Raw genomic sequence first — 24,951 nt, 5'->3', positions numbered from 1 at the left:
AACAGTCGTTTTGCGGTGATAAATAAGCACATTTATATGTGAAAACATATAAAATCTTATATATTAAAAAACAGGACTGCTCACATCGAAGCAGTCCTGCATTTTTCCCGTACGCCATGCCCACTCCGTCTTTAGATCAATATCTCCATCCGCAGCTTGCCTTCTTCAAGGCGGCAATTCAATTCACCCTCATATTTGTCAACGGTTCTTCGTACTATAGACAGGCCGTTGCCATGAGTCCCATTCACCTGCTGCTTTGTCGTATATCCGGATTGAAACAAGCTTCCCAGCTCGATCTCCGAAAGCTCCGTTGGATTAGCAATCACAAACAAATATTTGTTATTGTGCATATGGCAGCTGACTTGAATATCCCGTGGCAGCACGCCTTCATAGACCGCTGTCGCGTCAATCGCATTGTCCAGCAAATTCGAAAAGAGCTTCACCATGTCCATTGGCGCTATGCGATCAAACCCATCGAACTCCGTATCGAAGCTCATCTGAATGTTGTTAGAATGGGCAAGCTCCCACTTGCTCTTAAACAGTACCAGCAGCATTGGGTTTTTAACGCTTAAGGATAGATGCAGCGTTTTTGACTCCTCAGTTAATTGTTTCAAATAGTCATGTGCCTTCTCATACTTGCGAATATCCATCAACCCGTTCAGCACCTGAAAATGGTTCATCAAATCATGTCGGCTCGACTTTATCGTGTCTACAACCTTACCCAGCTCGGATATATACATTTCCTCCGACTCCTGCATATCCTGCTTAAGACGTCCCTTGTACCACTTATTCAGCAAATAAACCCCTGCCAGCAGCAGGATTGCAAATAGAATATCCAAGCCGAACACATACATGTTGTTTTGAATGACCTGCCTGCTAATATTGCCAAGCTCGCTTGCTGATATGTCGATCCCGATTACTCCGAGAACCTTGCCATTATCGTCAAAAAACGGTACACCTACCGATAAATAAGAGCCAGTCATCTTATCATGTATAACCTTTGTATGATAATCAAACCCTCGCTTAGCGAGCTGAACCTGTTCGGCAGGCACCGTACAAGGATAACCAATTGGAAAATCCTTAACACCGACCGGCATTGCGGATACCATAACTTTGGATACGTCGGTGTCATCCAGCATCAAGATGTACACATACAGAGAATTGATTCGTTTCTGATACTCCTCCAAAAACTGTTTCAGCTGTATGTAATGCTCATCATACGTTTTCGTCTGCATAAACTTTCCAAATCTTTCTTTATCCAAATCAGCGGCAATGTCCTCGGCAATCTCCGTGTATTGCTTCGCTAATGTGATCTCGGCCATTTTGCTCGTGGAATGATAGGAAAAATATAATTTAATACCCGTTAACACACTCATTACCACAATCGAAATGATGATAAAATAAATCATTCTTTTTTTAGTAGATAATTGGATTCTCATTTTCGCATTAGTCTCGTTTCCTCTTAGCGTTAAAAGTTAGTTATCGGATTATTCCAATCTAATAATTAGATTATAACAAAAAATAAGACAGCATATCGCTATGCTGTACGATCCTCAAGTTATGTTAGATTTGTAATTCACCAAGTTCCTTTTGCTCGTTATCACGTTCCCACCTAATTCCTATTCGCTTTTTTCCGTATACAGCCCCACTCTAATCTGAAAATAACAAAATGCAAAGGAGCATTTGCCCCTTTGCATTTTGTTATTTTCAGATTAGTACGTACGGTTTTGCAATGCGTCGATTGCTTTTTGACTGAAGAATACACCCTCATCCGACTTGATCCATTTTTACAAATCATTTCCAGATTTGAAATCAAGAATCTTAACGTTATAATTTGCTATATTACGCACTCATTAACATAATCGGCTATGCGTCTATCACCGTGCTTGAACATGATTACCGCCCTATTTTATGATTAACTATAATTTTATCTAAACTAGGGGTTCATGTATTTACACACAAAGGTTTTTTTTCATCCTATTCGGTTCTTTTGTATAGCTAATGATTAAATCTCCACAAAAACAGCCACCCCTTCATAATTACAAGAGGGTGGCTGTTTTCAAATAATTTAATGATTAAGGCAACAGATTAAATAAGCTGTAAATGATTTTGGCAGCCTCTGCTCTCGTAGCATGATCCTTCGGAGCGAAGAAGTCATCACCTTTGCCATTCACGATTCCTGCGCCTTGCATTGCGCTGACGCTTTCTAAGGCGTAAGCTGCAATATCAGATTGATCCGCAAATTGCTGCGTTTCCCCTGCAGCGCTTAGGTCTACCTTTGCAAGCTTCGATGCGCGATAAGCCATAACAGCCATCTCTTCGCGAGTAATTTCATCATTTACACCAAAGCTTCCGTCAGTTTTACCCTTAACAATTCCAAGCTTCTGCGCAAGAGCTACAGCATTATAATACCAAGTTCCTTCCTTTACATCACTGAACGAGCTTACTGTGCTGGAATCAGTGAATTCAAAGGCATTCATCAGCATCGTAATAAACTGCGCTCTAGTCACTTTGCTGCTTGGTGCGAACTTTTCGTTGCCTACACCGTTCACAATCTCGCGAGCTGCCAGCGCTTCAATACTTGTTTGCGCCCATGCCGCATTTGCTAGATCCTTAAATGTAACAGCGTTGTTCACAGCCGTGTATTTACTAAAGTGTTTTGCATCAAATTCTACTTTGCCAGTCTCAGCATTGTACTTCGCATTTTTAATGATTTCGAGTTCGCCGCTTTCGCTGATGTAGTAAACGACAACTTGGTTCGGATTTTCATTAGATTTCAGGTCATAATCCAATGCCACTTTAATCGCTTCTCCACCGAAATCAGAAACATTAACTCCGTTAATGTTGAGTGTGAAATCGTAGACAGGGTTGCTGCCAACAATTGCACTGGCTTCAGCAGACAAGCTGCTGTTATCTACTTTCGAAATCGAAAGCGCTATTTCTGTCGCTGGGTCTAGTCCAGCAGTAAATTGACCTGCTGTAACGGTAAATGTCGCTGCGCCCAGATCAACATTGACGCTTTCAATTCCTTTTGCTTTTGCCTCTTCCAGCTGTCCTGCTGTAAGCGCAATGACAACTTTTTTCGCCGATCCCGCATTTTGAACTTTAATAATTACGGAATTGCTATCCGCTTGTTGAAGTACCTTGTTGAAATCGGAAGTTGCTACCTTAATAGTCAACACACCGTTCGCATCCAGCTTCACAACAGGAAGCGTCAAGACGTTGCCTTCAACTTTGGCTGGAGCCTCAGGGGTAGGCGTCGATACCGGCGGATTGGTAGGTCCAGGATCTACCACATCGGCTTGACCAGAGATTGCAATTGCAACCGTATTCGATACGGAAGGATTACTAACTGATTCTGCTTTAACCGTTACGGTTCCATCTGCCTTAGCTTTCAACATGCCGTTTGCCGAGATTTCAGCAAATGTAGATCCATCTAAGATCGACCAAGTTACTTGTTTGTTAATCGTATTGTTCGGAAGTACTGTAGCAACCAACTGCAATGTACCGCCTTTTGCAGTAATGGCAGTTGCACCGCCTTGTCCGCTCAATACGATCGAATTAACGTCAATGACTCTATTAGTTGAAGGCATTAGCTGCGGTGTAATCGTTGGACCCCAAACTTCCATCAGGTCCGGCCCATCTGCTTGCGGTACAAATTGTACACGGTCTATCGCCAGCTTCCTTGGTTCGGTTTGACCAATTGCATAATGCGTGTGGTAAACCATAAACAATTCAGTACCATCCGGCGATTGAACTAACGAATGGTGTCCTGCTCCAGGTACGAGTGCGTTAGCTTTCATAATCGGGTTGAACTCATACTTTGTCCATGGACCCAGCGGTGTCGGCGCCGTTGCGTAGCCTACTCCGTAATCCGGGCTTTGGAAGTGGTTGCCGGAATAGGTCATGTAATAAGTGCCTTTATGCTTAATGACGAATGGCCCTTCATTAATGCTTGCAACTGGCGGCTTCTGACTATTCTCCCACTCCTGTGTCGGAGCGAAAACAAATTTAATTGTATCTTCCTTGATCGTCTTCATATCGTCATTCATCTCAGCAACCAAGAGATGGTTGTTGTTGTTGAAGCGTACGAAGTACATGTACGTTTTGCCATCGTCATCTGTGAAGATATGCGCATCGATTTCTTTTGGGTCCAGATGAATGGGCTCTTGAACATCCTGTTTAAACGGTCCTAGCGGTGAATCGCTTGTTGCAACAGCTAGATGTTCCTCAACAGCGTAATACATATAGAACATGCCGTCTTTCTCGATAACCTCGGGTGCCCAGAATTGTTTGCTTCCCCATGAATCTTCATTACGAAGAGCGTAACCTACCTCTGTCCAATTTACGAGATCTGTCGATGTATAGACTTTAATGCCCGTTTGCATGTTTGGAGAATTCGCAGTGTCCGTACCATAGAGATAGTAAACTCCCTCATAGAACATGGCATGCGGATCTGCAATGCCCGGCAGTTGATTTAAGTTGCTGTAAGTTGGGCCTGTAATGGTTTCCACGTAGGAGCTAACCTTCACATGATCAAACTGCGCTACCGCATTGAACGTTCTTAAACCGATCAAGCCAGTCGAAGGATGCGATGGCTCAGCCACATCAAACTTCGGATAAGGATTCGTGTTAAGCGGATTGTCGTTAATGTAAACCTGGATGTGGTTTTCGCTCACGATAACTTTAATCGAATACGATTCGTTCACATTGATCGGCAAATTCCTTGTCGCAATTTCACTCCACTTGCCATTCGTGAACATGCCTAGTGTAGCGGATTTCTTCGCTGCATTAATTCCGACATAGTAACCGTCTAATGCATCAGGGCCAGTACTTGGATTAGATGCCCGGAATACGAGGCCAGCCTCTGTTCCGCTAATGATCTTCACATCTGTTTCCAATACGAAGTCAGTGAACTGCTCTGTCTCCAGCATGGCTTTATATCCAGCGCCGCTTGTAACGGTATATGCTCCGTCTTTTACAGACCACACACCGCCATAAGTGGTCCAATCACCAGCATTGCCGCTAGTGAAATCTTCACTGTACAGCACTTCTCCAGGTGCAGCACCGCCAAGAACGGTTACGATGGATTTCGAGCTGAAATCACCATCATTGGATACCGCATGAATAATGACTCTACCTGGCGCTTTCGCTGTAACTACACCTGTATGGCTAACCGTAGCAATGCTGGTATTTGCGGAAGTCCAAGTTACCTCTGAGCCGCTATCGCCTGTATTGCTTAGCTGAACTGACCCTCCAACTTGAAGCGATGCTGTCTCAGGAGTTACTTTAACGCCGCCTGCAATTTTTCTGATTGCAAAGTAATCAAACTTCGCATCAATTGGAGAATCATTAGCTACAATATTACTTGCAAAAAATCCTACTTTAATATTACTTAAAGCAGCTGTAATAGGGCTGGATGCTTGAATCCACTCATAACCATCCCAATAGTAGGTTGTGTAAACATTGCCTACCTTTTTGATCTTAATCGTATGCGTTTCACCGCCTGGGTGTTTGACGATGTTGCCTGCTTTAGCATACTTAGCATTCAGTTCGTACGCTGACTCGAGAACCTTTCCGTCAGCCCATACATGACTTAATTTGACGAAGTTGTTCGCATCCTGCCATACGAGGATACCAGCTTGCTGATGATTTTTCGTAACTGGAGCAGTGAACTTCGCAACCATTTCAAAATCACCGTTTGCCGGCACGTTTCGCAGGAATATGTTGTTCAATGAGTTGTTCGTTTCATAGATGTCTGTTGCTGTTGAACGGATGGTCAAAAATCCACTGTTATTCGTTAAGCTCCAATTGGATTTGAGTTCTTGGAACACTGACCATGCGTTATTTAACGTTGCACTATCAAATTGATCTACTTCATAAAGCGATAGATTCGGTTCTTGTTTCTCCGGCAGAACTTTTACAACGCTTTCCGCCACTATACTGCCATTGGCCGCACTAACGACTTGAACATTCGCCGTTCCAGGCACCAAAGCTGTTACCTTGAACGTAGCGCTTCCTGTTGCAGAATCTGTTCCTACTCGAGTTACAGTCGCTACTGCAGGATTCGATGATTGCACCGTAACCGTTTGATCCGAAACCATAATCGGTTTTAGTGATGATGTTAGTAGCGCAGTTGTTCCGATTGAAATGCTCAAAGCAGGTTTATCCACAGTCAATGATTCTACTGGAAGAATGTTAGCTGCATCAGCCACAATACGATCAAGCACGATATAATCCACCTGTGCAAAATCCGTTTTCTTCGCAAGACGAATCGTGTTCGTGCCTTTGTTCAAATTGACGTCTAATGATGTCGGATTAATATGATTCCAACCAAAGTTTTGGTAGAAAACCGATTGACTTGTTCCACCATTAACCGTCAATTCATGCTCAGCAATCGCAGAGCCAGCAGAGCCATTCTCAGCCATAACGATCAAGCTGTAAGCACCTGCATTTTCAACTTCGACTGTAAATTCCACATAATCGCTGGCAGTATCGAGCTTTCCGACGACTTTTCCGCCAGAGCTGTTCTCTGATGAAACAACTGACGCGTTGCCGTACCGTGTTGCATCTTCAGCTTCATACTTGTAACGGTCAACAGCAGGTGTGCCCGAAGGCTGTTCAACCGGTGCGTTGTACGCTGCAGGAGTTCCGAAGTTTGGTGTTCCATCTGGATTCCAAGTGAATTTCTGCGCTCTCACGCTTCGATTGCCCCAGCTTGCGCCAGATTTCAATGTCGCGTGATAAACAATCCAATCCTCAGATCCATCCGGTGATTTGGTAAAGGAATTATGACCTGGACCAAAGGTTGTGGCCATTTTTGTGAAAAGCGGGCCACTCTTCTTCCAAGAAGCCGGAGTCAAGAAATTGCCATCCGTGTTGGTCAGCATTCCAAGCGTATAATCATCCGTCCAGCTGCCGCTTGCGGAATATACGATGAATACTTTTCCGTCTTTTTTCAAGATTTCCGGACCCTCATTAATGCGAGGAGTTCCATTCAGCTCCCACGACTCAGTCGGTGTAGAAATCAATACTCGTTCACCGCTGATCGTCCATGGATTGCTCATTGGCGCGATGTAGATATTCTGTCTTCCATCGACATCGCCTGGCCAACCAGACCATAGGAAGTACAAGGAATTATTATCAGCTTGCAATACAGCGCCGTCAATTGCCCATTTGTTCGTGGAATCCGTAATTTTTCCTTTGAACGTATATGAGCCCTGTGGATCTTGTGAATTCCCTTCCAGAACATACATACGATGGTTGGCGTTATTACCGTCATCTGCCGCGAAGTAGATGTACCACTTGCCGTTAATATACTGCAATTCCGGAGCCCAAAGCTCTTTCGAATACATCGTGCCTGCAGGCGGTGTATACACCGTCACGCGAGGCGCTGAACCGATGTCTTCTAGTCTTTTGGCCTTAGCTACGACTAATGAAGTATCATTCAATGACTTCACGTAGTAGTAGTAGCCATCCTTGAATACAATTGATGGATCTGCCGACCCTGCACCCGATGAGACAGGTACAATGGGGTTCGTGAAGGTTGTTCCAGCTGTCACAGTTACGATAGCCGTGGCTGTCTTCCCGCCATCAACCGTTGTAGCGATAATTGTTGCTAATCCTGCTGTAATACCTTTCACTACGCCGTCTGCACTAACGACAGCGATTCCAGGCTTGCTGGAGCTCCATGTTACTTGTTGATTCGAAGCATTAACCGGCTCAAAGGAAGCAATCAGCGGCTTAGATTCTCCAACCTTTACCGAAACATCAGCCGGTGTTACCGAAACGGATGAAACCGGAATTTCGGAAAATACCGGAAGCATAACTCGCTTCGTCATGTTGGGCCCGGACCATTTTACGTGCAAGCTGGCATCGCCTGTCGCATGTACATATTCGACAGTTACCGCAAGCTTTTCGCCTCCTGTCAGGTTAATGACACCGCTTACTTCATCTCGAACATTAGATATCTTATCAATAACTTTAGTACCGTCAACCCATACTCTCGCGATGTTATCGCTGTCTGCATAAATCGTATAGTCTCCTGTAGCGGCGGGTTGAATGGTTCCATTCCATCTTACGGAGAAGTTATCTTCACCGATGCCCACTGTTGGATCAGGCGACCCTGTTCCTCTCTCGTTTCCTAGGTCGAAATCAATACGAGGCGTAATAGATTTCTTAACGAGCTGAGAGAAATTGTTATCTTTATAATACTGTACATTAAAGATCGGCAGCTTATCATAAGCATCGCCAACTAGCGCTTTAATGTCATTAACATCCCATGGATGACCGTCTGGGTAGACGATGCCATGGAAAGGAACTGCTGGCTCTTCAGTTAGAGGATTAACATCGCTTCCCCATGGGAAACGAGTATTATCACGGCCGATGCCAAGCTCCCACATGACAAAACCCAAACCTTTGTCACCGAAGTTTTCAACGACACCAGGTACCGTTTGCGTCAAACGATTCATAACCTCATCGGCTAGAACTCCGCTGTTTGGTCCGTATTGATCTGGATGAGTAGGATAATTGGATTCGTAAGGATGGTACGTAATGAAGTCGGAGAAAGGTCCGCCTGAGAACTGGCCGCCAGTAGAAGTGATCGGCTTCGTTGATCCTGTTTCCTTAATCCAAATTCTTGAATCATTCATAATTTGCTTCGTAACGGTATCCATCAAGCCGCTTTCACCGTTGCTTGGCTCGTTGTATACGTTCCACATTACGACTGCATCATTGTTCTCGAATTCTTCTACTACACCTTGGACATAATCTTTAAGCTTCGCTTTGTTAGCTGCATAGTTTTGTTTAACAGCGTCCCCTGGACCTTCCACCCAGCGGCTGTTATGCGCGCCGAATCTTGGTGCAAGCTGATCGCCCCATACCGGGAAGTCATTCCAGCAGTCATCAAAGAATACAAGCTCTACCTTAATATCGTATTTGTCCGCTAATGCTAGGAAATCATTCATATTTGCAATGAAGTTATCCTTATCATTTTCCCACAGTAGATTGTGCATGAACACGCGAACGAAATTAATGCCGTATGTTTTGGCATACGAAAGCTCACGATCGTTAATCTCATGGTCATAATTACGCCACTGCTCAATTTGGTTAACTACATTCGTAGGAACGAATACCGCTCCTTGCACCCATGACCAATCGTAGGTTGGTTGAGTTACTTTACCCGTATCCGTAACTTTGATGTTGTCATAGACTGCATCCACAAGGAATGTTCTTAGTCCGATAGCACCTTCTGTATAAGAACGGTCTACGATACTCACAACGATCTCGCCGTCAATATAAACTTCAATATTTCTGCCTTCTGCTACTACTTTCATCTTGTATACCTTGTTTTGGCTGATTGGATAAGGAATTGATGCTAATCCTGTCCAATTGTTATTAAATTTACCGACCGATACACGCCCATCTATGCCGATGCCAGCATAATAGCCTTTCAGATTGTCAGTACCAATCGTTGGGTTGCTAACTCTGAATAGGACGCCCGCATTCTGGTCGCCAGTAGCATTACTTATAGAAATATCAGTTTCGTAAGTCAGGTTGCTATAGTTGGTTCCATCCGCAACCGCTTTGAAGCCAGCACCATCGAGCACCTTATATTTGCCGTCAGCAGCACTCCAAGAGCCGCCATACGTCGTCCAGCCTTGAGCGTTTCCATCATCAAAATTCTCATCAAATGTCTCTGCTTTGTACGTTAAGCTTGTAATCTTAATATTGTCGTAAGAAACTTTGTTGTTGTCGTTCCAAGCTCTAAGTCCGACTGCGCCTGTTGTATACTCCGTATCTGTAAATTGAACCTCAAATTTGCCGTTTACGAAAATATAGTAAGTCGAGTCCAGCCCTATCACTTTCAATTGATTAACTTGATTAGGATAAACAGCAACCGTGTCTCTCGTAATCTCAGTCCAATTGCCATTGCCGTTATTCGCGGCCGAATTCATTTTACCAACTTCAAGAGATCCGTTCGGAGATATTCCTGCGAAATAGCCGCTCATATTATCCGAGCCATTGCCAGGGTCCGTAACTCTAAATACAAAACCGCTGGTTTGTTGACTGGCAGATGGATTGATATCCGCCTCCATTACAAACTGCTCAGGAGTTACGTCTAGTATCGCTTTGTCGCCTCTAGCATTTTGAACCTCGTACTTGCCGTTTATTACGGACCAAGCACCGGATTGGTTACCTGTGTAAGTAGACCATCCGACCGAATTGCCATCCTCAAAATCATCCGTCAATTCTGCTTCGGTTCTAGCAATCACGTAGAGCGCCTCTACTGTATCTGAGACCATCTCTTCAGCTTTCTCTGCATACGCTTTAATAACTGCCACAGACGTCACAACAATCGGTGAAGAATATATCGCAGAATTGCTGTTCGGCTGACTTCCGTCCGTGGTATACCGAATAATCGCGCCAGGAGTATCCGATGTTAATGAAACCGCTTGCGATTTTGCGTAATTACCGGAGGCAACGCTAAATTCAGGCGCGGATGTCTTATTCTCTGAATACGCTCTAACGGTGATGTTATCAATGGTCGATGTTCCCCACCAAGTACGGAGACCTACCTTTCCGCCACCTGTAATCTGCTTGCCATCATTGTCAACATAGTCAATTACCGGAATGGTCATATCGTTTAAGTACATTTGAATATGATTTCCAACTGCAACGACCTTGACATGTCCTTGATTCCAACGGACTGTTTTAGGCGCCACCAATTCCTTCCATTCATTTCCATTCCCAGTTACTCTACCGAGTGTAACCTTCTTATCTACAGTTAATGCTGCATAATAGCCGGTGTATCCATCAGCAACATTATTTGATAGATTGTTTACTCTGAAGAGCAAGCCAGTTCCGTCTGAGTTTAACCCGCCAATTTTCAAATCAGCTTCGTAAACCAAATCTTGAAAATAAGTGCTGTCTGCTACCGTTTTAGCACCAGGAGCACCTTTAATACTATACTGCTTTGCCGGATTTACCGACCATTCGCCGCGATTTCCAGCATCCATAGACCCATAAGTACTCCAGCCAACGGAATCCCCGTCATTGAAGTCTTCATGGAACACATTCAGCGGCGTATCTACTGTTGACGTAACTTCTGCTGCCGAAATCATAGCTGGCGGCATGAAGGAGAACAACATACTCACGCATAGTATGTACGCCAATGCTTTACGCACTGTTTTTTTCCTGCCTGCTGCTGAGTTTCTCAACGCTTCTTCCTCCTCTAAAAATAATTCGTAGTTACCATACTTAGAAAAACAAATATGGCATAAGCCTGTTCATGACACTCCTTTCGGACTATCCCGTCATGATTATTCATTATAGAGGATAGCTATTAGTCTAGTATTTATAATAAACTGTCTTTTTTTATACTTTTCGGCCTTGCATTGTTGAATATTCTCTGGGTCTTCATAACTTCATCTTCCACAGTTAATAGTCAGCCTCTATTGCAACGCTAGTGACTTCTCAGCTTTCAATAAAAACGTCTATTGGATCGCTTCTATAAAAACAGAACATTACACAAAATAACTGAAAATAATAAATACTTTTTATGGATTTCATAGTATCTTTTATTATGAATTATTTTCCAAGGGGGAAATTGAATGAATATTATGAACGGGATTAGACACCAAGCGATTAGAAGTAAGCTGATTGTCGCTTTTCTTCTAGTGTTGTTATTGATGGGGACGGTAAGCGGGGCGCAGATGTTTGTATTTAACAAATATATAGACAAATACAACTCCATGCTCGTTTCAATTGAAAAGTCGAGCGCCTTGACCGGCTCACTCAAATCAGAGTTCGATCCTGAAATCGAAAGAATCGTGAATGGCCGGCAAAGCTTCGAGGAAAGCGGACATCACGCGATGGTCAATTACATTGAAGATCAGTTAATTGAAATAAAACAAAATGAAAGCGCAACCTCAATCAAAGAGAAAATTGATGCTACTAGTAAAACGTTGGATTCTCTTAAATCTCAATTGAATAAGCTGAATCAGTTGATTATTGACAAAGCAACGGTCGATGAACAGACAGCGGCTTTCGAAAATATTGTATTGGTTTCGAGTCTTGTCGAGTCTGATTTGGATCAGCTTGTTCGCGCCAAATTAATCGTCAATTCATCCGAAAAGGACTTGATCACCTCGCAGTTTCAACAGAATGTTCTCATCTATAGTTCCGTTTTTATTGTCGGCATAGTCGTTTCACTCCTCATTGCGTGGAAGATCTCCAGTGAAATCGCGATACCCATTCGTAAATTAAGCGTAAATGTTTCGCAATTAGCGCAAGGAAACCTTTCGGTAGAGCCTGTCTTCAGCCGCAATCGCGATGAGATCGGAAAATTATGCGACGCATTTAACATGATGTTCGAAACGCTGCGCACGATTATCGACAGAGTACGAGAAACGAATGAGCAAGTTGTCACCTCTTCCTATCAAATGGACGCCGGTCTCCATGAGAACAAGCTAGCCGGTGAAGACATCGCAACCGCTACAATGAAGGTTTCTCAATCTCTGTATGAGCATGATGAATATGTTCAATTATCTGTGCGTGAATTCGATGAGCTGGTGCGGTTATTCCAAACGATCACGACAAATTCGTACAAAATCAACACAAAAGCATTCGACTCGCTCCATATCGCTGAAGAAGGAAATCAGCAAATCGAGAGCTTTATGGAACAATTCGCTGAACTTAAAATGACCGTATCCTATGTCAACCAAGATGCTAATCTGCTCTACCAGCTTTCTAATGAGATGGCCGTGATGCTGCTGGACATTCGAAAAATTTCATCCGAGACTAACATCCTTGCCCTCAATGCATCCATTGAAGCCCAAAGAGCTTCTGAGCATGGACGAGGATTTGCGGTTATAGCGGGCAGAGTCAAGCAGCTCGCTGGCCAAACCGCGAAGCTATCGGTGCAAATCGATGAGAAAATGGCCAACGTTCGACACACCGTTCAAACGATTCAAAACCGGATGATGGAAAGCATCGAACAGCTGCAGTTTGGGGAAGAGGTTGCAACGAAGGCTCAGTTAGGTTATCAATCTATCCATGAAGCAAATGTCACCGTACAAGCCGAAATCCAAACGATAACGGAGGAATTGAGCAGTGGCGGCGATCGATTGAATCGAATTCACCATCTCGTGAAAGAAGTGGAAATCCGCGCGGAGCGCATCAAACAGGATATCGACGAAATCTCCTCGATGGAGGAAGAGCAGGTGGCAGCGCTTGAGCAGGTAGCGGCCTCATCAGATATTCTAACGAAGCATATTAGCGAGCTTAATACCACCGTTTCCGTTTTTCAAAAATAAAATCGTTTGCTTTTTCACACAAAAAGACAGCATATCGCTATGCTGTCCGATCCTCAAGCTATGTTAGATTTGTAATTCACCAAGCTTAATAAGCTCGACAACCGCTTGTGAACGACCTTTTACGTTCAGCTTTTGCATGACATTAGAAATATGGTTGCGGACGGTCTTCTCGCTGATGAATAGTTGCTGTGCGATATCTCTCGTTGTCTTGTCCTGTACCAACAGCTCAAATACCTCGCGTTCACGATGCGTCAATAAAAACTTGCTCTTATGGTCGCTACCCTTCAATGTTTGTCACCCCTCCTTGCGCGGGTTTTTATGGTTTAACAAGGTTAAGGGATACAGTCAACTTATACTATGAAGGGGCGGTACCATTGGTGCTGTTGCGCGGAGAAAATGGGCGCTGACGCTTACATTTTGGCGTGGATAATCAAGCGATGCGTTGGGTTTACGATTGGATCGCAAGTAATCAGGGTAAGCAGCTTATCTTTGTTATTGTAGTTCAGTACGGAGACGTCCGTAGGTTTAACGATCGACACTTTATAGACGGTGTATGTATAGGACTGCTCCTTCGTGTCTACAACGATTTTGTCACCAACCTCGATCTCGCCCAGCCGATTAAACAGCCTGCCCTTGGATCTCATCCGATGACCTGCGATGGCCGCATTCCCGACTTGGCCGATGGCTGTTGTCTCCTTCAAATGAGCGGTAGCAGCCTTCATGTTTTTCTGCGTTGCTCCCTCGACGACAGGCAGTTTCAGCTTTATTTTGTCAATCTTAATCGTAGCGATCGGTACGATCTTCTGTGATGCTGGCGTAACTGCCGGGGCTTCAGTCGGAGCTGCCGTCGGCTCATCGGTCGCTGCGGATTCCGCATTGAACAAGTCCGTCAGCTCCTCAAACTGCTGCTGTGCCTGCTGTTCCGCCGTTTCATCGAAGCTTGCAGCCTCCCAATCAGCCATCAGCTTATCCTGCTGGCGGTTGTCGTACCATTCGCTTGCTTTCGGATACAATAAAATCATCAGGCCTACGATAACCAATACATAAGACAGTACTTTTTTCATTTCCCCCCACCTTCCGCTAGCTGCTCTCTGTCTGCGGCTTGCTCGCTGTGAATACCCATCTCTTGCTCCCGTAGAAATTAAGCGCCACCGTAATCACCGTAACGACCGCTTTGGAAACAATCTCGTTCTGTCCTAGCCACGCGGTTAAGGTAGCAAGGAGCAGCAAGGAGATACCGAGAAGAATAACATTCCATGCGATGAATTTCATCCCTCTATTCATCTTATGCTGCTTCGAGGAGAGCTTATCATCCTTCTGAAAAGTATATCGGCTATTTAAGACGTAGCTGTTAATCATCCCCGCCCCGTAAGCGATAACCTGCGCCAGCAAGTAATAGGCGCCGAACCATATAAGCAAAGTGAATAAGAGGAAATCAATGGCTGTATTCAGCAGGCCAACCGCATTGAAGGTAAGAAATTGTATAATCAGCTTCCTCGAAGCTAGTCTAGACATACTCTTTCATCCGATCTCCGTCACTTTTCCCCTCTGCATGACGGACCGCATTCTCCGGGTAGCCCTGCACCTCGCGAACGATATACAACGGTCGATTTTTGGACTCATCATAGATTCGGCCAATGTATTCGCCAATAATCCCGAGAAGCATCAAAATAATTCCATTAAATAATAAGTTCACCGCCACAATCGAAGCCCAGCCGGTGATCGTGCTGCCTGTAAACAATCGCTGGAAAATAACGACGAGCAGATATAGAAAGCTTGTAAAGGATAATGTAAAGCCGACATAGCTGGCAATTTTAAGCGGCTTATAGGAAAACGAAGTAATCCCGTCGATGGCGAAGGATATCATTTTCTTCAATGGATATTTGGTTTCGCCAGCGAATCGTTCCTCGCGTTCATATTCAACCATCGTCTGACGAAAGCCAATCCAGCTGACCAGCCCGCGCACGAAACGATTTTTCTCTTTCAAGCCGCGCAGCACGTTGCCCACCTTGCGATCGATCAATCGGAAATCTCCCGTGTCAACAGGAATATCGACATTAGTCAGGCTGCGCAGCGTACGATAGAAGATTTTGGCGGTGAGCTTTTTGAACATGGTTTCGCCCTTACGCTTGAGGCGCTTGCCATATACGACCTCGTAGCCCTCCTTCCACTTTGCGATCATATCGAGGATCACTTCGGGAGGATCTTGAAGATCGGCGTCAATGACGACGATCGCATCCCCTTGCGCATAATCCATGCCGGCCGAAATCGCGATCTGATGCCCAAAATTACGGGAAAAGTTAATGAGTCGGACATTCGGATCGAATTCACATATCATGGAGACCAATTCAACGGTACGGTCCTTGCTTCCATCGTTAACGAATAAGAGCTCATAGGGCTCATTGGTGTTATCCATCACCAGCTTCAGCCGCTCATACGTGTGCTCAATCACTTCTTCCTCGTTATACATAGGAACGATAACGCTGTATTTTACAGCAGCTTGATTCATGCTATTTCCCCTTTCTCCTGCAATTGCGGCAATCTTATCCTTTAGAATAACCAACTCGGGAACCAACGCAGCACATGCTCCACATACCAGCTTTTCACTGTCATGCCTGAAAGCGCCGGGTAATAGACAACGAACAATAGGACGGCTCCGGCTAGAAAAAGGTTGCGTACATGCTTAAAGCTCGGCCTCCGCTCCTCGATCACCTTCGACATGTAGACAAGGCTCAGAATGATAAACGGCACCATGGCAAAATAGTGATACAGAAATGTAAGCCGCGTAACGAGCATCCACGGCACATATTGCGCGAGAAAAGCGATCCAAATGGTATACATCGCTTTATCTTTGCGCTTAATGCTTATCCAGATCGTTGCGGTCATCGCAAAAATGCCTGCCCACCAGATAAGGGGGTTGCCCATAGCCACGATCGTGGATTTGAGGCCTTCAGCCATATTATCTCCCGAATAATACCATACCGGCCTCTTCATGAACGGCCACTCCCACCAGGAAGAGGAGAACGGATGTGTCGATACAAGCTGGCTATGGTAGCTGAACATATGCTTCTGATAATCGATTAAGCTCTTCAGTGTATATCCATCATCCATTACGGTCAGTACCGGAATATAGGACAAGGCATAAATGACCAACGGAATTGCAATATAGAATATTAAACATACCGCAAGGGTTATGACCGTGTACCTCGGGAAGACTTTGATGATGTGTTGAAGGCTCTCGGCATTGAAGGCTGCAGCAGCGCCCTTGCCGTCTCTCAGAACGCGTCTCGCGGCCGCGTACTCCTTGTAACGTTCAAACAAGGATATGCCCAGCATAATCGCAAGCCCTGCTCCGCCGTAAAGCACTATCCATTTGGATGCGACGCCGATTCCGAAGAATAATCCGGCAAGAAACAACGGCATTAGCGTGACGCCCAGCTTTACCCGATAGAAGCTGAGCGAATAATATTTGTGCATGAAATAAAACATCAGCATGATGAAGAACACGCCGTAAACGTCTATCGTCGCAATTCTTGTCTGCGTGAAATGCATGAAATCGGCGGCAAACAGTGCTGTCGCAAGCGCAGCATACGTACTCGTTTTGAACAATCTTCGGGCAAACACATACATCAGAGGCAGCATCGCAACGCCGAAGAGCGTGCCCATGATGCGCCAGCCAAACGGATTAAGTCCAAATAGCTTAATACCGATTGCTATGATGATCTTGCCAAGCGGCGGGTGCGTGTTCTCATAGGCTACGATATGCTCCAAGTGTTCATACGCGGTACGTGCATGATATATTTCATCGAAGTATGAGCCATTCATGAAGGTCGCGTCATATCTCGCGAGCTCCTGCTCGTCGAAAAGAAGGGCTACGCTGCCTCTTTTGGGCTCTTTGGCAAGCTCATCGTTAACACCGACGATTGGGAGCGGTTCTTTGCTGCCCTGTGCGTAGATGACAAGCTCATGCATCGAGAAGCCCGATTGAACGGTCGTAAGCTTGACATAACGCGCTTGCAAAGCCGCTGGCTGGCTGGTCCACGTAAATACGGCAACATGGCTGCTGTCTATTTCCATGACTTGATCCCAATCGATCCCGTTTTGGCTAAATTCGTATTTGAATTTCCCCGTACCCACTCCGCCGAAGCTGTTAATTCGGTCAAGCTGCTTCACGTCTCCAAGGTCGACATAGAAGCTTTGCCCCGCCGATTCGGGCTGCCATGCCGTTTGCGGTCCTTTCATCTCGCCCAGCTGGAATAATGCAACAATCCCGTAAACCAGCGTGATGGCGCTCATAAGCAGCCAGTCTTTGCGTACAAAGCGATTGGCACTCTGCTTCACGCGTGTCGCGGCTCCGGTATTGAAGGCAGCTAACGCTTCGTGATCCTCCCTCTCGGCTTCGCTTGGAAGCAGCGGCTCAACGGGCTTGATCCTGCCGCTTATATAAGTATCATATCCGATATAAAGCAAGTATAGCAGCAACCCGATATTTGCCAGCGAGCACAGCAGCACGATCCCGTTAAAAGGAACATTCGTCGTAATCGTGCTGTAATCGAGCACATAGGTGATGTTGATAAAGCTTGTAAGGCTGAATCCTAAAAACACAGCCAGCATCCTTCTGTCCAACGTTTGCAGGAATGCCAGCACTGCGAGCAGCAGAATAGGGAACAAGTAACGCTCATGCATCTTAGTCACGCCGATATAGACGACCGCAATAAGAACCATCGCAATAAAATATACCCGGCTTGAAGCTGCAGCGTCTCGCTTGCGCAGCGCGAAAAACGCAGCCAAAGCGACAGCAGCAGCTATAAAAATCATCCCCCATGTCTGAAAAGAAAAAAACAGCCACGTGTCCGTAATCGGCTTCCAATTATCATTGGTAAGCGTATAGAGGTTGAACGCATTTAAAGTAGCATACGGGTAAGACGACAAGGTGCCTTTATAGAGCTGGACAAGACCAGAAAGCCCGCCATTTCCCCAGAAGAACGGAAGCGCGAGCACAATAAACGTTGCAAAACCGTATATGGCGCTGATGGCAACTTTCTTCCATTCCTTCCGGCAAATAAACCAAAGCAGCAGCACGGGCATGAATATGAACGCCTGCGGCTTAATAAGCGCTGCAATTGCGTACCACACCGAAGCGCGCTCTATCTTATTCTGGGCAAGGCCGTGAATAGACAGCACTAGAGCAAGCGCAAAGATCGAATCAACCTGGCCCCATACCGCCGAATCCACAATTACGGCTGGATTGAATAAGTACAGCAAAGCCAGCCCAAGCGATACCGAATAACCAGCTGTTTTTTTGCCCGCTTGAACGATAAAATAAGCAGCGGCAAGATCCGCCAATATGGCTGGCAGCTTAAACAGCAGCAGCGCAGCGTTGGAAGCTCCGTCTAATGAGAGCATGTCCTTGATCAAACCGAGAATATATAGAATATAAATATAGCCTGGCGGGTAATCTACAAACATCTCCGAATGGTAAAAGGCGCCAAGCCCGTGCTTCGCGGCCTGATCAGCCCAAGCCATAAACAATGCAATATCGTTGGCATAACCTTTATTCGTAATTGCCAGCCATAGCCGCAGCGCCAATGCAGCCGCAAATACGATGGCAAGAATAAGACCCTGTGAATGCGTCTTCTCGTCCAGCCAGCTTCTTTGCCGCAGAAGCTTCTTATAAATCACAGCAAACAACAGGCTGAACAGCCCAGCGAATAGAAGCAGCGGCAATACAGGCACAGCTGCTGCATCAGGATCGGCAGCTTGTCCGGTTTCTGTTGCAACAAGGCTGAATACCTCTGTCCCTCCGGGGGCCTTCGATACTTTCTCCACGCTGACATCATCGAAATAAGCTTTCCCGGTGTTGATGCTTCCATAACCGCCGAGACTCGCGCCAAAGGTGATGCTCTTCTGATCCTTTCCTGACTTTGCATAAAAGTGGACATACGCCCATTTGCCGTTCGTGTCCTTGATTTCGGGATACGCAACGGCCACGCCGTCTACGAAAAAGTGAGCCCCAGTCGCATCTGCGCCGATTTGTTCGGTTTTAATATAACCAGACAGCTTATAGGTCGTTTTCGGCTTGACCTTAATGGTCTGCGTCCAACGCGAATGGTTCGCTTCCTTATTCTCCAGAACAGCCGAATACGTGCCCGTGTGAGCTTCTGAGCTCGATATCGTGTATGAGGTGATGTTCTCCTCTTTCAAGTAAGCGTCATGCTGCCATTGTGCCGGAGCATTGTCCGTTACTTGTTCAAACCCTGCGTTAACGAGTAGATTGCTCGCCGCATGCAGGGAAGCTGGCCAAAGAAGAGTCAGTAGAAGGATGGTTATCATAGCGCGACTAAACTTATTTATCATCGTTCTTTTACTCACCTCGAATTAGGTTTAGGTAGGGCTCATTTGAATATCGGTTATACGCTTCAAACGGCTATCTTTTCTGGATTATTCAACCATAATGACATATTAACTCTAAAGGATAATACCCGCATGGTCAATGCTAATAACGAAAAACGCGCCTCCATAGTTGCATGTCTATCTCCTACTCTACTATCTGCTCCCACTGCCTTATTCAAATGAAAATCTATGCCCATTTCCATCTCCCCACTAGGAGGGTGCCGTGGCTGAACACGAACCTCGGAATACAATGAAATGGGTAACTAGATATAAGGGAGTGATGTTCCGCAATGGCAGATGTAGGTATAGTTATGCCTGTGTATACACAAGACAGCAGGCTGTTTAGAAGAGCGATACGATCCATTCTGAATCAAAGATACAGAAATTTCAAATTGCTAATCGTAATTGACGGTGTAACGCCTAACGTTCTCCAAATTGCTAGATTCTATGCGCGCAGGGATAAGCGGGTTCGGGTCATTCCAAGAATAGAGAACCAAGGCACCGCGACCGCCCTGAACGTTGGCTTTGAAATTTTGCAAAGCATGCCCAGAATCAAATATTTAACATGGGTTTCAAGCGATAATTACTATTATCGCAATTTTGTCGGCGTTCTGCGGAATAAGCTCAAATATTCTCCTCCCAATGTCGGGCTCGCTTATGGAAGCTTTGGTTTAATCAGAGGCGGCAGAAGACTAGATACGACGAAAACCTGGTTGATCTGGCAGGACCAGCCAAAAGAAAGGCTCGTCGATTTCTATTTCATCGGCTACTCTTTCATGTACAAAAAAGAATATTCGATGCAGATCGCAGGCTGGCAGTATACGCCTGTTGAGGATTATGATTACTTCCTGCGTCTAACCGAAATTTGCGATATGGTATATGTTCCAAAATTGCTCATGGATTTCATGCTTACAACGCCTCACAGCAATTCTATGCAGATCGAGAACAATATCGAGAAGAAACGCAACCGCCGCTACATTATGTACCATGTCATGCACCAAGCACGATTGCGGAGAAATATTAGTCCGCTGGTGACAGTGATCATGTATGGATCGGAAGGCTCGGCAGCATTTACCCAAATTCTTGAAACGCTGTATGAATCGAATATATCCAATTACAAAGTATTGCTGTATGACGTAACCCCCGACCAATCTATCATTCCTATTATTTCTGATAACCCCGACTCCCGCACCAAATATTTCTGGATACCGAATGGAACGAGGGAGCAGGTCATCGCAGAAGGCTTGAAGCAAACCGATACGCCGTATTTCATGCTCTACCGTACGGAGGAGCCGCTGCCGGACATCTACCATCTCGATAAAATGCTATACAGCATTCCCATCGCAAATTACGATTCTGGTTCGCCCCAGTTTCTACAGCTGTATCATACCGGTTCAATTATCCCGACATGACAGCCGCTCAGCAATCCCTCTAAAAAACGCTTTTAACATTCAGCCGAGCAGGATCCCGACTCCTGCTCGGCTGTTTTTCGTTTCCTTCTGTATCCCTTTCTAATCGATAGCAAGCAAATAAACTGATCCGAGCAAGGTCCGTAACCTGCAGGATCAGTCTATTTGCTTGCATTAAACAGTCATATACGGCGGAGATGTAACCGGTGCACCTAGGAAATCTTCCAGAATCCGTTGTTTCATATAGGGATCGTAGATGATATCCCCAAACAAGGAATAATGGCCTGCATTGTTCGACCATACGTCCTGAGCGGCATTGTTCTGTACTTCCTGCGCGAAGAAAAACGCCGTATTCGCATCATGCCCGTGATTAATATAAACCGGATATGGCATGATTTCATGCTCGAGCTGGATAGCTCCTGTCCATACCCCCGTTTCCGACGGCTGGAATATATTATGCCTCACGCCTTTAATATAATCGCTGACTTTATAGATCAGACAGTTGAAGGAGCTTGAGAAATTAAAATATTTGGCCAATATATTGGATACCGAGTTGTAAATATAGCCATTCTGGCAGATTAGAACCTTCGTCTCCGGTCTCGGCCGATAATTATAGAGCATATCAATATATGCCTTGTGATACATGTCATCGCTGTAAAGATGAAGCTCATACCAGTATTTATAGCCTTCCAGCTGCCTGATAACCTCAGCCTCGTATTCGCTGCTTGAAATAAATCGGATATTAGAGGGAAGCGGAGGATAGCCTAGCAGCGCATTCTCAATAAAAAATCTCGAGCTGTCATGATAGACGATATAAGCAAGATAATGTGGATTGGTTTGATTCAGCAGGCTCTTTAACGTGAAATTCATGAAGATTTCGACTCTTTTATTAATCCATGCCTCCGTGAACTGGGTGTTTGCCTCCGGCAAAGTGAGTGCAGAGACAGATGCCGGCAGCGTTTCCCTTACATTTAAATTATTAAAAGGAATATAAACGATCAAACGCGTATTTCCTTCATGCAGCTGTTCTACCGTACTTGTACTCGCGGGAACCGCTACCCTCTTGACTAACCTTCTTTTTCTATTTCCTTTTTTTCTGAGTTTTAGCGCCCTTGGCCTCGTCGCTTTCTTTTTCAAGCCCACGCTCTTCGCTTTCTTCTTTACGGTTCCCCGGCGAATCACCTTCGTCCTGCGTTTAGCCGTCACATTACGTTTTACCGTCTTTTTTTTCATAAGCTCCCCGCTCCTTTTTATACTTTGAGCCCGTACGTATCCGGATTGTTTGCGTCAAATATTTCATTAGCCCAGAACAACACAATTAATTCATCGTCTGAAATGTTTTCGATCGCATGAGTGTAACCAGGCGGAATATCTAGAATCATTATTTTTTCATCTGACAGCGTGTAGGAAAAGGAATCTTGTTCGAATATATGTCTGAACTTCACTACTGCCTTTCCTTTAATGACGCAAAACTTCTCAACCTTTGTATGGTGATAATGATGCCCTCTCTCTACTCCTTTAACTGTTGTTGACACAAATAGCTGTCCGGCGTAGGGAGATTTTACGGTTTCGAATAAACTACCTCTATGATCGTGAAAGGTTTGGAGAGCATAGGCGAAATCGGAGCGGTCCAAATAAGACAAATAAGTGGAGTATAAATATTTCGTAAACGGATCCGACAAATTGGGGAGGATGGAATGCGTGCGTATCGCTTTAAAAGCATAGATTTGGTCAGCCAAAGCCTTTAATGTGACAGAAAAGGTAGTCTCTATATTGCAATATACATCCTCAATCGGTTCAGCCTGCGCGAGCAAAGCGATGAACCGCTCTACGACGTGATCGATATAAGCAAGCTCAACCTGCTGGTCGGGATTCGAGATGCTGATCTCTAAATCTCGGGATATATGATGACAGAAGGTAGCAACTACGGAGTTGTATTCCGGTTTGCACCATTTGCCGAACAAATTCGGAAGCCTGCAAATATGAATAGCTGTGGAAGTCTCTTTGGCGTACTGAATCAGTAGAGCCTCAGCCTCCTTTTTGCTTCTTCCATAAGGATTGTCGGCTTCTGCATGAATAGTCGATGCAAATATGATTCTTGGCCTGTTAGTCATTGCGTTCAATCCATCTATGATTCGCTGCATAAGCGCCACATTGCCGCGGTAATCCTCCGGCCGCTCAGGCCGATTAATGCCCGCCAAATGATAAATGACATCTGCCTTTGACAATTGCTGCTGAAGCTCCTCGCTGCTCGTGCTTCTGCTGCAAGATAACACATGCACATCCGGGTGCTGCATTAATCCTTCTATCAGATTTTTGCCAATAAACCCGTTAGAGCCTGTAACCAGAATATTTCTCATAACATTCCCCTCTCCGACATGTTCAACTCGAAAAATCCTCTGTCTAGTATATGTTCGTTACCAAACAATGCGAGTCTATTTTCAAAATAAGGCTGATATCTTCTAGTCTATGAACTAAATCTCTTTCAGGTGGTTGAATGACCGACGCGGCAAGCAGTCCGATCGAATACCATAGAGTAATGTTCGCAGAAGCCATAGACGCACAGTCGCTCTAGGAGGTGATTTCTAATGTAAGGATCAAGAAGATGCACTCGGCTAGGAGGAGCTTTAGGCAACTATATTTTACCCGGAGGCGGTAATCGGTGAACAAATTGAAAGTAATGACGATCCTTGGCACGAGGCCGGAGATCATCCGTTTGGCGTCGGTCATCAAAGCCTGCGATCTATACTTTGATCATGTCTTTGTGCATACCGGCCAAAACTGGGACCCCCAGCTCAATGACATTTTCTTCGAAGATCTGCAGCTTAGAAAACCCGATTATTATTTGAACGTAGTCGGCAAAAATCTGGGAGAGACAATCGGCAACGTTATTTCCCGCTCCTACGACTTAATGGCACAGGTACAACCGGATGCCGTACTGCTGTTAGGCGATACGAATAGCGCGCTGAGCGCGATCGCCGCCAAAAGATTGAAGGTTCCGATCTTTCATATGGAAGCAGGCAATCGCTGCTTCGATCAGAATGTTCCGGAGGAAACGAACCGCCGGATTGTCGATCACATCAGTGATGTGAATCTGCCTTATACGGAGCATAGCAGAAGGTATTTACTCGCAGAAGGCGTTCGCAAGGAACATATTTTTGTGACTGGCTCCCCGCTCCCCGAAGTATTCGCTCAATTCCAGCATGAAGTGGACAACCGAGATATACTCACCCAGCTCGGCTTGGAGCAGCAGAAATATATCGTGCTCAGCGCGCATCGTGAAGAAAATTTGGATATCGATGAGCGTTTCACCTCCCTAATTGAAGGCATTAACCACGTTGCAGAGATTCTTCAGCTTCCTGTCATCTATTCAGCCCATCCTAGATCGCTCAAAAAGCTGCAGGATAAGCAATTGAAGCTCCATCCCCTCGTTCGTATACACCAGCCGTTCGGTTTCTTGGATTACAACCATCTGCAGCAGCATGCCTACTGCGTTCTCTCCGACAGCGGAACGTTAAGCGAAGAATCTGCCATTCTCAACTTCCCCGGCGTATTAATTCGAACCAGTACGGAGAGGCCGGAGGTGCTGGATAAAGGGACCGTCGTTATTGGAGGCGTATCCGGCCATGATATTTTGGAATCCATTCAACTCGCGGTTGGCATTCACTCCAATAACACTCACGTAAACCCATTGGTTCCAGATTATCAGGATACGAATGTTTCCATTAAGGTTGTCAAAATTATTCAGAGCTATACCAAAATCGTTAATAGAGTTATCTGGAACAAGTAGAAGCAAGTAATAGAAGAGCGATCATGCGGCACAAGCTAAGCAT

12 protein-coding genes are annotated in these 24,951 nt (G+C 45.3%); 3 read left to right on the top strand and 9 right to left on the bottom strand.

The annotated features are described in order from the left end of the window. Positions 1-131: 131 nt before the first annotated feature. Together AB4Z29_RS20165 and AB4Z29_RS20160 are read right to left on the bottom strand one after the other, a co-directional pair. The gene (locus AB4Z29_RS20165; protein WP_441944785.1) at positions 132-1,439 is read right to left on the bottom strand and encodes a GHKL domain-containing protein; all 1,308 of its coding nucleotides are present in this window, start codon (positions 1,437-1,439) and stop codon (positions 132-134) included. Positions 1,440-2,075: 636 nt separating this feature from the next. Beyond that, positions 2,076-11,219, bottom strand: coding sequence for a family 43 glycosylhydrolase (locus tag AB4Z29_RS20160; RefSeq protein ID WP_441944784.1), 9,144 nt, complete (start codon positions 11,217-11,219; stop codon positions 2,076-2,078). A 393-nt stretch (positions 11,220-11,612) separates the two neighbouring features. On the opposite strand from AB4Z29_RS20160, the gene AB4Z29_RS20155 reads away from it, so the two are divergent. After that, entirely contained in the window at positions 11,613-13,316 is a 1,704-nt protein-coding gene (locus AB4Z29_RS20155) for a methyl-accepting chemotaxis protein (protein ID WP_441944783.1), read from the top strand. Between the two features lie 63 nt (positions 13,317-13,379). On the opposite strand, the gene AB4Z29_RS20150 is transcribed toward AB4Z29_RS20155, so the two are convergent. From AB4Z29_RS20150 to AB4Z29_RS20130, 5 genes are all read right to left on the bottom strand, one after another. Further along, positions 13,380-13,604 (bottom strand): helix-turn-helix domain-containing protein, encoded by a 225-nt coding sequence (locus tag AB4Z29_RS20150; protein ID WP_006040330.1) that lies wholly within the window; start codon positions 13,602-13,604, stop codon positions 13,380-13,382. Between the two features lie 122 nt (positions 13,605-13,726). Beyond that, on the bottom strand, positions 13,727-14,380 hold the full coding sequence (locus AB4Z29_RS20145; RefSeq protein ID WP_441944782.1) for a class D sortase: 654 nt from the start codon (positions 14,378-14,380) through the stop codon (positions 13,727-13,729). 16 nt (positions 14,381-14,396) lie between these two features. Beyond that, complete coding sequence (locus AB4Z29_RS20140) at positions 14,397-14,831, bottom strand: GtrA family protein (RefSeq protein WP_441944781.1); 435 nt, start codon at positions 14,829-14,831, stop codon at positions 14,397-14,399. Next, positions 14,824-15,825, bottom strand: coding sequence for a glycosyltransferase family 2 protein (locus AB4Z29_RS20135; RefSeq protein ID WP_441944780.1), 1,002 nt, complete (start codon positions 15,823-15,825; stop codon positions 14,824-14,826). Before AB4Z29_RS20135 ends, AB4Z29_RS20140 begins: the two co-directional genes overlap by 8 nt. A 41-nt stretch (positions 15,826-15,866) precedes the next feature. Further along, positions 15,867-19,673 (bottom strand): phospholipid carrier-dependent glycosyltransferase, encoded by a 3,807-nt coding sequence (locus AB4Z29_RS20130; RefSeq protein ID WP_441944779.1) that lies wholly within the window; start codon positions 19,671-19,673, stop codon positions 15,867-15,869. A 326-nt stretch (positions 19,674-19,999) separates the two neighbouring features. Here AB4Z29_RS20130 and AB4Z29_RS20125 point away from each other — a divergent pair, with 326 nt between their 5' ends. Beyond that, on the top strand, positions 20,000-21,121 hold the full coding sequence (locus AB4Z29_RS20125; RefSeq protein ID WP_441944778.1) for a glycosyltransferase family 2 protein: 1,122 nt from the start codon (positions 20,000-20,002) through the stop codon (positions 21,119-21,121). A gap of 171 nt (positions 21,122-21,292) precedes the next feature. Here AB4Z29_RS20125 and AB4Z29_RS20120 read toward each other — a convergent pair whose 3' ends face one another. Beyond that, positions 21,293-22,351, bottom strand: a complete 1,059-nt coding sequence (locus AB4Z29_RS20120) for a hypothetical protein (protein WP_441944777.1) — start codon at positions 22,349-22,351, stop codon at positions 21,293-21,295. Positions 22,352-22,368: 17 nt separating this feature from the next. Continuing rightward, the gene (locus AB4Z29_RS20115) at positions 22,369-23,478 is read right to left on the bottom strand and encodes a polysaccharide biosynthesis C-terminal domain-containing protein (RefSeq protein WP_441944776.1); all 1,110 of its coding nucleotides are present in this window, start codon (positions 23,476-23,478) and stop codon (positions 22,369-22,371) included. 302 nt (positions 23,479-23,780) lie between these two features. Between AB4Z29_RS20115 and wecB the strand changes: the two genes are divergently transcribed. Next, a complete protein-coding gene (gene wecB / locus AB4Z29_RS20110; protein WP_441944775.1) occupies positions 23,781-24,908 on the top strand; it encodes a non-hydrolyzing UDP-N-acetylglucosamine 2-epimerase in 1,128 nt (375 codons plus the stop codon). Positions 24,909-24,951: the final 43 nt, after the last annotated feature.

The organism is Paenibacillus sp. 2TAB23 (assembly GCF_052115165.1).
Taxonomy (GTDB): domain Bacteria; phylum Bacillota; class Bacilli; order Paenibacillales; family Paenibacillaceae; genus Pristimantibacillus.
The sequence above is the reverse complement of the archived record's forward strand: the minus strand, read 5'-3'. Positions and strand labels throughout refer to the sequence as shown.

Coding starts and splice junctions, on each gene's coding strand:
- AB4Z29_RS20115 (WP_441944776.1), bottom strand. CDS start 23,478: ATGAGAAATATTCTGGTTACAGGCTCTAACGGGTTTATTGGCAAAAAT.
- AB4Z29_RS20155 (WP_441944783.1), top strand. CDS start 11,613: ATGAATATTATGAACGGGATTAGACACCAAGCGATTAGAAGTAAGCTG.
- AB4Z29_RS20130 (WP_441944779.1), bottom strand. CDS start 19,673: ATGATAAATAAGTTTAGTCGCGCTATGATAACCATCCTTCTACTGACT.
- AB4Z29_RS20145 (WP_441944782.1), bottom strand. CDS start 14,380: ATGAAAAAAGTACTGTCTTATGTATTGGTTATCGTAGGCCTGATGATT.
- AB4Z29_RS20165 (WP_441944785.1), bottom strand. CDS start 1,439: ATGAGAATCCAATTATCTACTAAAAAAAGAATGATTTATTTTATCATC.
- AB4Z29_RS20125 (WP_441944778.1), top strand. CDS start 20,000: ATGGCAGATGTAGGTATAGTTATGCCTGTGTATACACAAGACAGCAGG.
- AB4Z29_RS20140 (WP_441944781.1), bottom strand. CDS start 14,831: ATGTCTAGACTAGCTTCGAGGAAGCTGATTATACAATTTCTTACCTTC.
- AB4Z29_RS20120 (WP_441944777.1), bottom strand. CDS start 22,351: ATGAAAAAAAAGACGGTAAAACGTAATGTGACGGCTAAACGCAGGACG.
- AB4Z29_RS20135 (WP_441944780.1), bottom strand. CDS start 15,825: ATGAATCAAGCTGCTGTAAAATACAGCGTTATCGTTCCTATGTATAAC.